The following is a 13,334-nucleotide window of genomic DNA, read 5'->3' on the forward strand; positions in this document are numbered from 1 at the left end:
AGACACTACTATATTATACTCTTTTTTTAGTCAGAAAACAAATGAACTCGTTGTATTTTCCGTTTTAAGAAGCTTTGTTCTAATTTTAAAGTTTTAGTCCAAAAAGAAAAAAAGGTCTTAAAATCGATTTTAAGACCTTTTACACTCATTTTAGTTCTTTCTAAATTTTTCAAAAAGAATTATGAAACTTTTCAATTTAGTTTGTACGTACAGGAGTAATTAATTGAATAAATGATACTTCGCCTTCACTTGGTTCTAAAGTAAATGGTCGAATTGGTGAAATAAACCGAATAGTCATACTCATGTCACCAAACGCTCGCAACGCGTCTTTCATATAATCAGGATTGAAGGATATTTCTAATGGATCTCCTGTTACCTTCTCATAAGCAAGCTCTTCTTCTACCTTACCAATCTCTGGTGAATTCCCATAGAGAATTACAGAATCAGATTCAATCGCTAAACGAACAATATTATTTCTTCCTTCGTGTGACAATAAAGATGCTCGTTCGATAGCAGCTAATAGCGTTGGAACTGAAAAAGTAATTTCTGTATTAAAACTGGTCGGAATTAAACGGTTAGTATCCGGATAGTTTCCTTCTAACAAACGAGAGTAAAAATACATAGTCGGCGTTTTGAAAAGTACTTGATTTTCCATAATACTAATTTCCACTTCTGCTTCCTCGTCCGTTAATGAGCGTGAAAGTTCGACTAAACTTTTACCAGGAATAACGATATCAAAATCACTAGTTGCATTTTCAACAGGTACAATTCTTTGACTCATTCGATGCGAGTCTGTTGCAACAGATAATAATTGATTATTAGCTAACATGAAATGAACACCGGTTAAAATCGGACGGCTTTCATGTTGAGAAACAGCAAAGACCGTTTCGCCAATTAATTTTGTTAACATGTGGACAGGTAATTTTAATTGATTTTGTTCTTCCACAATCGGCAAATGTGGATAATTATCTGCATCCAATCCGTTGACCGTAAATTCAGCTGCTCCAGAAGTAATAGATACCTGGTAGTTGTCCAACACTTCTAAAGTAAATGTATTTTCAGGTAAACGACGGATAATTTCACTGAAGAAACGCGCTTGTAAAACAATCATTCCCGTCGATTCAATCTGAATCTGAGCTTTTTCATCATCGGCTGCTAAAAAGGTTTCAATAGAGATATCTGCATTGCTCCCTGTTAAGTTCAAACCTTCATCAGTTAAAACAATTTTTACACCAGTTAAAATAGGAATAGTTGTTTTGGTAGAAATGGCTCTTTGGACAGTTGCTAGTTCTTGTATAAAGCGTGAGCGATTAATTGTAAATTTCATAAGGAAACTCCTTTTTATATATATTTATTTATAGTACTAAGTAATAAAAGTAGTAGGTGCTGTGGATCTTGTGGAAAACAGACGAAAAGCTTTTATTTCTGGCTTTCTTGCTTGTGGAAAAGGTGTGGAAAACTCTCTCTTTTTTTACAAGGTTTTTCCACAGACTAGTTCAATAACAAATTTTTGATTTCAGCTACTTCTTGCTGAATACTGGTATCATTTTTTATTAATTGAGCAATTTTTTCATGAGCATGGATGACAGTCGTATGATCTTTCCCGCCAAATTCTGCACCAATTTTAGGTAGCGAACTATCGGTCATTTCTCGCGAAAGATACATAGCTATTTGTCGAGGTACAACAATGGCTTTTACTCGTTTTTTTCCTTTTAGATCTTTTACTTGAATATGGTAGTATTTAGCAACTTCTTCTTGGATTTGCGTGATGGACAACTGCGTGTTGCCAGTACCTTTTAAGCTTTTCAGTGCGTCAGCTGCTATGCTTGTAGTTATATCTGCATTATTCATGGTCGCAAAAGCTTGTACGCGAACAAGTGCCCCTTCTAACTCACGAATATTCGAATCAATTTGTCCTGCAATATAGCTCAACGTATCATCAGGAATCTCAAGATTTTCTGCTTGTGCCTTTTTCCGTAAAATGGCTGTTCGTGTTTCGAGGTCTGGTGGAGTAATGTCAACTGACAATCCCCAAGCAAAACGCGACACCAAACGTTCTTGGAGTTTTGGTATCTCATTCGGTAAACGATCGCTAGTTAAAACGATTTGTTTATTATCATTGTATAAATTCTCAAAGGTATGAAAGAATTCCTCTTGAGTAGCTTCTTTTTCCGCAAAAAACTGAATGTCATCAACTAGCAACAAATCAACATTTCGATATTCTTGCCGAAATTCTTCAGAAATTTTGTTTTTGATTGAGTTAATGAAATCATTAGCGAAGGTTTCGCTTGAGACATACTTAACCTTTGCCTGTGGATTAATGGAGAGCATTTGATGACCAATCGCATGCATCAAATGAGTTTTTCCTAATCCAACCCCTCCATAGAAGAACAAAGGATTATAAATAGATCCTGGTTCTTCAGCAACTACAAGTGCAGCGGCATGAGCCATCTGGTTTCCTTTACCAATTACGAAGGTGTCAAAGGTATATTTAGGATTGAGCATGGCCTTTTTTGTTACTTCAACTGCGGGTGTGGCCGGTTTTGTCACAGGTATAAAGACCGGAGCTTCGTCTGGAGTGACAAATGCCGGCATAATCTCATCCCCTGTTAATTTAAAGCCGATTTCAACAATTCTTGCAGCTAAATGTTTTTCCCAGTACTTTTTATGCAAATCACTGGTGACTTCAATGGTTATTTGATTGTTGTTAAAAGACAAAGGCTTGGCAGTGTCGACCCAAGCATCGTAGCTAGCAGGATTTAATTCTTTCTTGTAGCTATCTTTTAATTCCTGCCAGATATCTTCTAATGAGGTCAAATAATTCGCCTCCTACTTTAATAAAATTCAGATAGTCTTACTTTATCATTTTTTACGAAAGTTTTCCACAGGCAAAAACTGTGGCGTTTTTTTCTTCTCATTTTCCACAACGTGTATAACTAATAGAAAAGATATCCTCTTTGTTGAAAAAAAATATCCACAGGAATGTGGATAAGGCAAAGATTTCAAAATTATCCACGAGTATTTCCACAAAATGAATAGAAAACAAAGGCTGATTTTATAAAGTTTAAAGGAGTTATGCACAACACTTATCCACCGTGTGGAAAACTTATTCATCATTTAATATTCTGGGGAAAAATTCGAGAAAAAACTGGAGGGTATATTTTTGAGAAAAAATTATCCCCAACCAATGAGAACTTATCCCCAAAAAATGTGGATAAACTAAATATTTTTTTATTTTTTTCTGATTGACAAACTACTATGTAAGTCGTTATACTACTAAAGTATGTCTATGTATCGTTGGTAATGGAGGTGGAATAGATGAAAAGAACTTATCAACCTAATAAACGTAAACGTCAGAAAGTTCATGGTTTCCGCAAACGTATGAGCACAAAAAATGGCCGCCGTGTTTTAGCTAGCCGTCGCCGTAAAGGAAGAAAAGTACTTTCTGCTTAAACCACTGCCGGTCCAGTGGTTTTTTCTTTTTAATGAAAATGGCCGAATAAACTTCTAAATACATAGTAAGTTTAAAGATGTCTAGCTTCACGAACTAGCTTTATCGATCTTAAGCGAAAAAGCCGAACTTGTTCGTGGAGCTTTTTTTATGCAAAAGGATCTATTTTTCTTTTTTCATTTAAATGAGGTGAATCCTTAATTTGAAGTATGGTATTATTGATAAGTATAGATTTAAAGAAACGAAGGAAGCTGAATGAAAAAAGCATACCGTGTAAAAAAAGAGAAAGAATTTCAAAGAGTTTTTCAGGAGGGAACTTCCTTTGCCAATCGCAAATTTGTAGTTTATCGATTAGAACCTTCTGATCAAACCCATTTTAGAGTGGGACTTTCTGTAGGTAAAAAAGTAGGGAATGCTGTGAACAGGAATCGTGTAAAGCGGCTTATTCGAGCAGTTCTGCAAGAATTATCGCCAACAATTGATCCTAGACTTGATTTTATAGTCATTGCTCGCCCAGCAATAAAAAGTCTTTCCTATGAAGAAGTGCGCTCTAATTTGATACACGTACTAAAGTTAGCAAAAATATTGAATGAGGAAGGGAACAGAATTAAGTGAAGAAATACAATCGAATACTTTTAATGGCAGGATTACTTTCGCTGGTAGTTTTGCTATCTGCCTGTGGTACCGGTGACGTAGATTCAACGAGTACCGGCATTTGGAGTCGTTACATTATCTATTATTTTGGTGAGGCGATTAAGGGGTTATCCTTTGGCAATGTCGGGATTGGTATTATATTATTTACTCTGATTATTCGGGTTATCTTAATGCCATTGATGCACTTCCAGACTAAAAGCATGCGTAAAACGCAAGATTTGCAACCAAAAATCAAAGCGCTTCAACAAAAATACGCATCTCGTGATCAAGAGACACAAGCCAAACTTCAAGCAGAAACAAAAAAACTGTACGCTGAACACAATGTAAATCCTTATGCAGGGTGTCTACCGCTGTTAGTTCAGATGCCAGTAATGATTGCCTTATATCAATCAATCTTGCGTATCCCAGCACTAAGACAAGGGCAGTTTATGTGGTTAGATTTGAGCCGTCCAGATCCATACTTTATTTTGCCTATTTTAGCGGCTATTTTTACTTTTGCTAGTACGTACTTGTCAAGTATGAGTCAACTGGAATCGAATCCGACGACTAAAATTATGAATTTCTTCATGCCAGTAATGATTTTTGTTATGGGAATGAATTTGGCTAGTGGATTATCACTTTATTGGGTGGTATCAAATGCTTTCCAAACGGTACAGACACTACTTTTAAACAACCCGTTTAAAATTCGTCAGGAAAGAGCAGAAGAAGCACAACGGATTCGTCAGCGTGAGCGAGCATTGGAAAGGGCAAAGAATCCTAAGAAGAAAAAACGTAAGAAATAGAGCCTTTATATCAGAAAATAGTTTGATACATGGCCAAGAAATAGAACAAGGAGGTAATGGTGAATGCCTGTTTATGAAGGTGCAACGATTGACGAAGCAATCAAGCATGGATTAGATGTTCTAGGGTTAACAAAAGATGAAGTAGAGATCAACATCTTGGGTGAAGGAAAAAAAGGTTTTTTAGGAATTGGTAAAAAGAATGCGCAAGTTTCTATTGAACCAACTGTTTCTGAAGAAATCAGCGAAGCTGTAGAAGAAGTTGTGACAGAAACAGTAGTGAGAGAAAAAATTGCTGAAGTCGATTTATCTGATACTCTAACGGAATTAGATAATGAGGAAGCTTTAAAACAATTAGCTGTTTACTTAACTGAGGTAACTAAAGAAATGGGGGTTCCTGCTTTAGTCAAGGTTGATCGTGGAGACAATGGCTTAATGATTTTAAACTTGGAAACAGATAAGCAAGGGATGTTAATTGGTAAACATGGAAAAATATTAAATGCTTTGCAGTATTTAGCACAGGTATTTGTTCATCGAGTAGCAAAAAATAAACTATCAGTGGTAGTTAATGTAGGCAATTACCGCCAAAAACGTGAAGAAGTACTTGTTAGATTAGCTAAACGTACTGCAGAAAAAGTCAAAGAAACGGGACGACCAGTATTTTTAGAACCAATGCCGGCTTTTGAACGCAAGATGATCCACTCAGCATTAAGTTATGATGAGTACATCAAGACACATTCTGAAGGTGAAGAGCCTTATCGCTATCTGGTGGTAGAACCTGCAAAAAAATACTTTTAATAAATAATAGATAACCGTGTCCCTGTGATACGGTTTTTTTGTGACTTAAAAGAGATGATTTCAACAGTTTCTCATTTAAATCCTTCAGAACTGATTGACAAAGAACTGGAAAGCAAGTATATTGTGGTAGAAATCATTCTTATCAAGGTATACGACAGAATTGTGTCTACTTTGATATGACCCTCGTCGTGGCGGGGGTTTTTTCAACTTGAAAAAGAAAATAAAATGTGCTAATCTAGCACAAGTATAAAGAGACAGCAGTCAAAGTGCTAAGTCCACCCCTATATAAAGGGGTGGAGTGGGCACTTTTTTTGTGTATTTAAGGAGGATTTTTTGTGGCAGAGATCTTGGAATTTGACACAATTGCAGCTATTTCTACCCCTCCTGGGGAAGGGGCTATCAGCATTGTTCGTTTAAGTGGCGATCAAGCAGTGGAGATTGCCGATAAAGTATTTCAGAGTGGTAAAAAGACACTGAAGAAAGTAGCTAGTCATACTCTCCACTATGGACATATTGTGGACCCGAATAATCAACAACTGATTGATGAAGTTATGGTTAGTGTTATGCGAGCCCCAAAAACTTTCACTAGAGAAGACGTTGTAGAAATTAACTGTCATGGAGGTATTGTGGTAGTTAATGAATTGCTGCAGTTAATGCTGCGTGAAGGAGCTCGTTTGGCGGAACCAGGAGAATTTACCAAACGCGCATTTCTAAATGGAAGAGTAGACTTATCTCAAGCTGAGGCAGTCATGGACTTGATCCGTGCAAAAACAGATAGGGCGATGAATGTTGCTATTAATCAATTAGATGGTAATTTATCTAGATTAATTCGTCAATTGCGTCAAGAAATCCTTGAAACCTTAGCTCAGGTTGAAGTAAATATAGATTATCCTGAATATGATGATGTTGAAGAATTGACTGCGCGATTATTAGTAGAAAAAGCGGCTCAAGTAGGTCAGCAACTTGATGCATTACTGCTTAATGCTAAACAAGGAAAAATATTACGAGAAGGATTAAGCACGGCGATCATTGGACGTCCAAATGTGGGCAAATCAAGTTTATTGAATTACTTGTTGCATGAGGAAAAAGCAATTGTTACCGACGTTGCAGGAACTACCAGGGATGTGATCGAAGAATATGTCAATGTCCGTGGTGTACCGCTTAAATTAGTTGATACAGCGGGGATTCGTGAAACAGAAGATATTGTTGAACGTATTGGAGTGGAGCGAAGCCGTAAAGCGTTAAGCGAAGCAGACTTGATCTTGCTGGTATTAAACCAAGGTGAGTATCTGACATCAGAAGATTACAAGCTGCTGGAGACTACTCAAGATTTAAAACGGATTATATTGTTGAACAAAACAGATATTCCTTCTAAATTGGAGCGTGATGAATTAAAACGGCTAACTGAAGAAGATGAATTATTGGCAATATCTGTTTTAAAGCAAGATGGTTTGGATCAATTAGAAGAAGCAATTGCTGCCTTGTTTTTTGGTGGAAAAACTGGTGAGAAAGACGCAACATATGTCTCTAATACTCGGCACATTGCACTGCTGGAGAACGCCTCACAGGCTCTTAAAGAGGTTCAAAGTGGAATTGAGGCTGGTATGCCCGTCGATCTTATTCAAATTGATATGACGCGTTGTTGGGACTATTTAGGTGAGATTGTCGGAGATAGTGTTCAAGATGAGTTAATTACTCAATTGTTTAGTCAATTCTGTTTAGGAAAATAAAGGAGAGAGATATGGAATATCAAGCAGAAGCTTATGATGTAATAGTAGTAGGAGCTGGTCATGCTGGCTCGGAAGCAGCATTAGCTGCTTCTCGTATGGGATCAAAAACTCTGTTAATTACAATTAATTTGGAAATGGTAGCTTTTATGCCTTGTAATCCATCTATTGGAGGTCCTGCTAAAGGAGTTGTTGTCCGTGAAATTGATGCATTAGGCGGAGAAATGGGTAAAAACATTGATAAAACATACATTCAAATGCGCATGCTAAATACTGGCAAAGGTCCAGCAGTGCGTGCTTTAAGAGCTCAAGCAGACAAACATGCATATGCTGAAGAAATGAAACATACTATTGAAAAAGAAAAAAATTTAACTCTGAAACAAGGTGTGGTTGATCGCTTAGTAGTGGAGGATGGAATTTGTAAAGGAATAGTGACAGCCACTGGTGCAATACATTCTGCTAAAGCAGTCATTATTACAGCTGGAACAGCCCTGCGAGGTGAAATTATTATTGGTGAATTGAAATATTCTTCTGGACCCAATAATTCACAACCGTCAATTAAGCTAGCGGATAGTTTAAAGGAATTAGGTTTTGAAATTCATCGTTTCAAAACAGGGACACCTCCTCGGGTGAAATCAGGTTCCATTGACTACACTAAAACTGAAATACAACCAGGAGACGAAGCGCCTAATCATTTTAGTTATGAAACGCCAGATGAATCATATAACCAAGATCAAGTACCTTGTTGGTTAACTTATACTAATCCTAAAAGTCATGAAATTATTCAAGCAAATCTTTATCGAGCACCAATGTTTACAGGAATAGTGGAAGGGGTAGGTGCTCGATATTGCCCTTCTATCGAGGATAAAATTGTTCGTTTTTCTGATAAAAACCGTCACCAATTATTTTTAGAGCCAGAAGGATTGCATACAGAAGAAGTATACGTGCAAGGACTTTCAACTTCATTACCTGAAGATGTACAAAATGATGTCTTGCATTCAATTGAAGGCCTGGAACAGGCTGAAATGATGCGTACAGGTTATGCAATTGAATACGACATGGTTGCACCTCATCAATTGCGACCAACATTAGAAACAAAAGTTGTTGCAAACCTTTATACTGCTGGACAAACTAATGGTACCAGCGGCTATGAGGAAGCTGCTGGACAAGGATTGATTGCAGGAATTAACGCAGCTTTAAAAATCCAAAGCAAAGAACCATTTATCATGAAGCGTAGTGATGGGTATATTGGCGTAATGATCGATGATCTAGTAACCAAAGGTACGAACGAACCTTACCGTTTATTAACATCAAGAGCAGAATATCGTTTGATATTGCGGCATGATAATGCTGACCTTCGTTTAACAGAATTTGGATATAAATTTGGACTGGTTAATGAGGAGCAACACCAACGATATTTAGTCAAAAAAGCAAATGTTGAAAAAGAAATTAGTCGTTTGCAAAAGATTCGTATTAAACCAACACCAGAGGTTCAAAGCTTTTTACGCGGAAAGAGTAGTGCTGAATTAAAAGATGGTGTTCTAGCAGCTGATTTTTTGAAACGTCCAGAAATCACTTATCATGAAGTTCTGCAATTTATACCTTCTAACGATGGATTAACTGCTAAAGAAGTTGAGCAGGTAGAAATTCAAATTAAATACGAAGGTTATATTAAAAAAGCAATGGAAAAGGTAGAAAAGTTAAAACGTCTGGAAGCCAAAAAAATTCCTGACCGAATTGATTATGAAGCAATTAATGGTCTAGCAACAGAAGCTCGTCAAAAATTGAAAAAAATTCAACCTAGAACAATAGCACAAGCTAGTCGAATAAGTGGCGTAAATCCCGCAGATATTAGTATATTAATGGTCTACATTGAACAAGGGAAAATAGCTAAAGTAAAAGCCTGAATAACTTGATACCAAGCTATTCCTGTGTTCCATGTGAAACACTCAAAAGTGATTGAATGCCATACGTTTTAAAAAACCATATATTTAGCAAGATTAGCGGACATTTCATCTTGCTTGGTCTGAGTTACTATAATGTAGATGTTGGTCGTTATTTTTGTGGGCTCGTGGTCAAGTCATTGAGATATGTCTTTGATAGTAGCACCACTTTCAAGAAGAAGCGATGTATTCGTTTTTCTAAAGTCATGTACTTTGATAATCTTCATGTCTGAAAAGTGATTTGCTACTTTCTTCCTCACGTTGTTAGCATATGATTTATACAAGTATTGGGTTTCACTTTTCAAAACAGCATTACAAAGACTATACTTTTACTAAAATTTTTATCTCGGATGCCTAAACGTAGCTTTTCATGAAGAATACAATTTTCAATGTTTTTTGGACAAGATCACTACATTTTTTGTTTGAGTTCATAATAGTTTGATAGTATTGGCACATAAAATACTATAAGATAGGACAATTAGAGGACATGGATATTGGCGTTGATGGTCAGTGATGTTAGGTGGAGTTATGTGCGTTTATCGGGATTTTATAACCGCATAAAGATTGAAATAGCTTGATAAAAATACCTACTTGGATCTATTAAATAACATCGTTGTATATAAAAAGGTCTATTGGATAAAAATAAAATCTAAAGCTAGAAGCCTTTTATCGAGGTTTCTAGTTTTTTTCTCTGTTTATTTTTTATCGCAAGTCATACCTTCTGAAAGCTAATGGAATGACGGATATTTCTTTTAGTTAAGGAACGACATTGAAAATCTATTTTTATTTGAAAATGAAATATGCGATTGAAGAGTTTTATGTATCAAATTCTGAGGGTATTATTTGTTATAAAATATGAAAGGTTTCAATTCAAAGTAAATGATGTGCTTTAAATTAGAAAGAGTGAGAATAATGCGAGGATACGTTCTCTTTCTTAGTAAATTACGGGATTCAATAAATAACTAAAATATTCAAAGAGAAGTTTGGTTGAATACTAGTAAAAATCGGTGAGAAACTTTAAAAATCATAGAAAGTTGAGAGTCTAAATAACGCACCTTGACATTAATAAAGAAAATATAGTATATTTACTGAGAAGAATTTAAGAGTTGAGCAAAGTTTATTAGATGAACGGGGTTGTATTTTTGAGCGTAACAATGTCTAACTAGATGAATTTAATAGCCGATAAGCAAGCGTTTATTTGGCGTGTCTATAGATATTCTTACATTCTCAATCATCATTCATATGAACTTGCTTATATCGAGTGTCAGTTGAATAATACCATTGAGGGCTAGGAGAGATCCTAGCTTTTTGTGTGCTTTATTTGACTACTCTCTTTTAGACATCCATAACTAACGGTTTCAATCGAACCGTTGATAACACTTGCGTGAAGGCGAATCCGATTTTTAATTTTAGGAGGGTTTCACCTTGAAAAAAAGTAACACGAAGCGTCAATGGCTCTTAAATATTCATTTATTTTTAATGAGTCAATTTTTAACGGGTATCACGAGTATGACCGTTCAGTATGCAATCATCTGGTATCTAACTGAACAAACCAGGTCTGCAACGATGCTAAGCTTTGCGACATTATTAGGTATGCTGCCTATGATTGTCTTGAGTCCTTTCGTAGGCCCCTATGTGGATCGCTTGAATAAAAAGGGACTGTTGATTATTCCGGATTTAATTGCGGCTTTATTTGCGATTATTCTATCTGTTACAGGAATCGTTACAGGAACATTCCCATTTTGGCTGATTTTTATCTCTCTATTTGTCCGAGCGGTAACTCAAACGTTTCAAACACCGACGATTCTAGCCATTCTACCAACCCTTGCGCCAAGAAAAGAATTGACAAAAGTGAATGGGCAATTAGGCATGGTTCAATCCGCCAATCGAATCATTGCTCCAGGAATTGGGGCGTTTCTTTTTGCGCTCATGCCATTGCATCTATTGTTACTTTTGGACGTTTTAGGTGCATTATTAGGTCTGCTGTTATTGATTTTTGTAAAAATACCGAAGACCTCGGAGCATTCTGGGAATACGCTTGCGCTTGAAGAGACGAAACAAGGGATCAAAGACCTTCGAAGTAAAAATGGCTTATGGATCATTGTGCTGATTGGCGCTTTGTCTTCCATTTTCATTATGCCAGCAGCCAGCATGTATCCTTTAATGACCATGGGCTATTTTGATGGGACGGTCAGCAACGCAGGATTGGTTCAAATGATTTATTCAGTTGGCATGTTGGTGGGCGGATCAATTATTGGCGTGTTTGGAAACTGGAAGGATCGAATGAAGCCTTTACTAATTTCTTATCTAGTGATTGGTATCACGTTCGCAGCTGGTGGTCTGTTGCCGTCAAATCAATCGGGATTGGTTTGGTTTATGATTTTGAGTGCTTTTACAGGTATAGCTGCTCCATTTTTTGATTCCTTATTAATGGCTATGATCCAGCAGAGCTTTCCAGTCAATCAGATTGGAAGAATCATGGGTGTAGTGATGGCTTTATTGAGTTTATTAGCATCATTGGGTTTAATTTTCACAGGCCCAATAGCAGATCGCATTGGTGTAGAAAATGTATTTGTCATTGCAGGACTCGGTATTATCTTGTGTGCCATTATAAATTGGCTCATTGTTCCAGCAAAAAATTACGATAAACAGTTACAAGGAGAAAGTATGCTCGATGGTTCTGATTAAGAAGATTTTTAATGCATGATTTTCTATTGTAAGAGATTTTTTCAAATGGAGAGGTCTGTAAGGGCAGCTAAAATCTAAAGCTAGAAATCTTTTATCGAAGTTTCTAGCTTTTCTATTTTTGTATAAAAGCCTAAGATTGATTCTTAAGTTTTTTTGAGAACAATAAGGATGCCTATTCTGTAAATTTAAGTGATCAAAATAAATCTTTTACTGGTAAGACTTGAATTGGCATCAGCACAAATTAAAAGGTTATAATAGATATATTGAGCGGACACTATTTTGTTAAGGAAGATGAATATTAAGTAAAAAGGTAGCTGATATTTTGATAATGTTAAGTATACAGAGGAGGAATAGTGTATGGAAGAGACTGTTTTTTTTAATTTAGGAAATGCAATAGCAGCTAAAAAAGATCCTAAAGAGCTGATTAAAGAGGCCCAAATTGTAAAAGATCAGCGTAAGTCAGCAGGTAAATTAGTAATTGTAGAAGACCCTGTCAAGGGTGAACATATATTATTTGATTTGTCCGATCAAGAAGAATCAAAAGAAACGACTAATGCATTCAAAATAAAAAAAATCATTGAATAAAACGAGAGTGATTCAAAACTTTTTTGTTCTTTAACACTAACTAGTGCGTTATTTAAACTTTTATCTAAACCTTCAATTGTTTCACATGAAACATTAAAAATGAATTTTAAAAAAAAGATAAAGTTTTACTGGTACGAATATTCAGGTAACAGCAAATTGCTGTGCTTAATTTTTTTTTTACACAATACCTTTTTCTTTCATTTGTTACTAAAGCTTGAGTTTTCTAGCAGTTATTTGTGCAGGAATTCTTCTTTTGAATTTTATATATTACAGAGGCTAAAATCTTTTGTTATTATAAGAAATAGTAAGACTTCTGTTGAATTAGAAAGAAAATAGGATCACTAAACAAAAATTGTGTAAAAAGCGAAAAAGTTTAGTTGAATTTTAATCTAATCATTATTTCAAATCAAAAAGCTTGAGTTGACTAAAGATTAACATTATGAACTGCGCGTTTGAATTATTGGTACGAGAGTATTAATTAAAAACTATTGATTTTTATGTGAAGGCCTTATTAAACACTTAAATCGCAATAATTTTTCAGTAGTTTAGCACAAAGAAAATATTGTGTTTTAATGTTATTTAAATGCATGTTAATGCATGTTTGGAGTTATTTTAAAACCGGTTTTTCAAAGGTGCTTCTGGACTAACTTTAGAAAGGATGACGATGATTGATTAAAATATGTAAAAAAGTATTATATATCGGTATTTG

Annotated in this window: 10 protein-coding genes; 8 read left to right on the forward strand and 2 right to left on the reverse strand. The window is 35.7% G+C overall.

The genetic code is table 11. The features are described 5' to 3' along the window. Positions 1-196: 196 nt before the first annotated feature. A complete protein-coding gene (gene dnaN / locus IGI46_RS04120) occupies positions 197-1,327 on the reverse strand; it encodes a DNA polymerase III subunit beta (protein WP_429962213.1) in 1,131 nt (376 codons plus the stop codon). Positions 1,328-1,491: 164 nt separating this feature from the next. Further along, positions 1,492-2,799 (reverse strand): chromosomal replication initiator protein DnaA, encoded by a 1,308-nt coding sequence (dnaA, locus tag IGI46_RS04125; RefSeq protein ID WP_429964922.1) that lies wholly within the window; start codon positions 2,797-2,799, stop codon positions 1,492-1,494. Between the two features lie 519 nt (positions 2,800-3,318). Here dnaA and rpmH point away from each other — a divergent pair. From rpmH to IGI46_RS04165, 8 genes are all read left to right on the forward strand, one after another. After that, positions 3,319-3,453, forward strand: coding sequence for a 50S ribosomal protein L34 (gene rpmH, locus IGI46_RS04130; RefSeq protein ID WP_002293121.1), 135 nt, complete (start codon positions 3,319-3,321; stop codon positions 3,451-3,453). Between the two features lie 253 nt (positions 3,454-3,706). Then, positions 3,707-4,066, forward strand: coding sequence for a ribonuclease P protein component (gene rnpA / locus IGI46_RS04135; RefSeq protein WP_207702399.1), 360 nt, complete (start codon positions 3,707-3,709; stop codon positions 4,064-4,066). Further along, the gene (locus IGI46_RS04140; protein WP_207702400.1) at positions 4,063-4,887 is read left to right on the forward strand and encodes a membrane protein insertase YidC; all 825 of its coding nucleotides are present in this window, start codon (positions 4,063-4,065) and stop codon (positions 4,885-4,887) included. The genes rnpA and IGI46_RS04140 overlap by 4 nt, the downstream gene beginning before the upstream one ends. A 63-nt stretch (positions 4,888-4,950) precedes the next feature. Continuing rightward, positions 4,951-5,682, forward strand: a complete 732-nt coding sequence (gene jag, locus IGI46_RS04145; protein WP_207702401.1) for an RNA-binding cell elongation regulator Jag/EloR — start codon at positions 4,951-4,953, stop codon at positions 5,680-5,682. 335 nt (positions 5,683-6,017) lie between these two features. Continuing rightward, positions 6,018-7,412: a tRNA uridine-5-carboxymethylaminomethyl(34) synthesis GTPase MnmE gene (mnmE, locus tag IGI46_RS04150; protein WP_429962214.1), complete on the forward strand. Its 1,395-nt coding sequence runs from the start codon at positions 6,018-6,020 to the stop codon at positions 7,410-7,412. An 11-nt stretch (positions 7,413-7,423) separates the two neighbouring features. After that, on the forward strand, positions 7,424-9,316 hold the full coding sequence (mnmG, locus tag IGI46_RS04155; protein WP_429962215.1) for a tRNA uridine-5-carboxymethylaminomethyl(34) synthesis enzyme MnmG: 1,893 nt from the start codon (positions 7,424-7,426) through the stop codon (positions 9,314-9,316). Positions 9,317-10,831: 1,515 nt separating this feature from the next. Continuing rightward, positions 10,832-12,040 (forward strand): MFS transporter, encoded by a 1,209-nt coding sequence (locus IGI46_RS04160; RefSeq protein ID WP_429964923.1) that lies wholly within the window; start codon positions 10,832-10,834, stop codon positions 12,038-12,040. Positions 12,041-12,397: 357 nt separating this feature from the next. Further along, entirely contained in the window at positions 12,398-12,625 is a 228-nt protein-coding gene (locus IGI46_RS04165) for a hypothetical protein (protein ID WP_429962216.1), read from the forward strand. The last annotated feature ends 709 nt before the right edge of the window (positions 12,626-13,334 follow it).

The sequence above is a fragment of the Enterococcus sp. AZ163 genome (assembly GCF_050498925.1).
In the GTDB taxonomy this organism is placed as follows: Bacteria; Bacillota; Bacilli; order Lactobacillales; family Enterococcaceae; genus Enterococcus_A; species Enterococcus_A ferrettii.

Excerpts from the sequence above, each read along its gene's own strand:
- IGI46_RS04160 (WP_429964923.1), top strand. The coding sequence starts at position 10,832 with ATGAGTCAATTTTTAACGGGTATCACGAGTATGACCGTTCAGTATGCA.
- rnpA (WP_207702399.1), top strand. The coding sequence starts at position 3,707 with ATGAAAAAAGCATACCGTGTAAAAAAAGAGAAAGAATTTCAAAGAGTT.
- mnmG (WP_429962215.1), top strand. The coding sequence starts at position 7,424 with ATGGAATATCAAGCAGAAGCTTATGATGTAATAGTAGTAGGAGCTGGT.
- dnaN (WP_429962213.1), bottom strand. The coding sequence starts at position 1,327 with ATGAAATTTACAATTAATCGCTCACGCTTTATACAAGAACTAGCAACT.
- rpmH (WP_002293121.1), top strand. The coding sequence starts at position 3,319 with ATGAAAAGAACTTATCAACCTAATAAACGTAAACGTCAGAAAGTTCAT.
- IGI46_RS04165 (WP_429962216.1), top strand. The coding sequence starts at position 12,398 with ATGGAAGAGACTGTTTTTTTTAATTTAGGAAATGCAATAGCAGCTAAA.
- jag (WP_207702401.1), top strand. The coding sequence starts at position 4,951 with ATGCCTGTTTATGAAGGTGCAACGATTGACGAAGCAATCAAGCATGGA.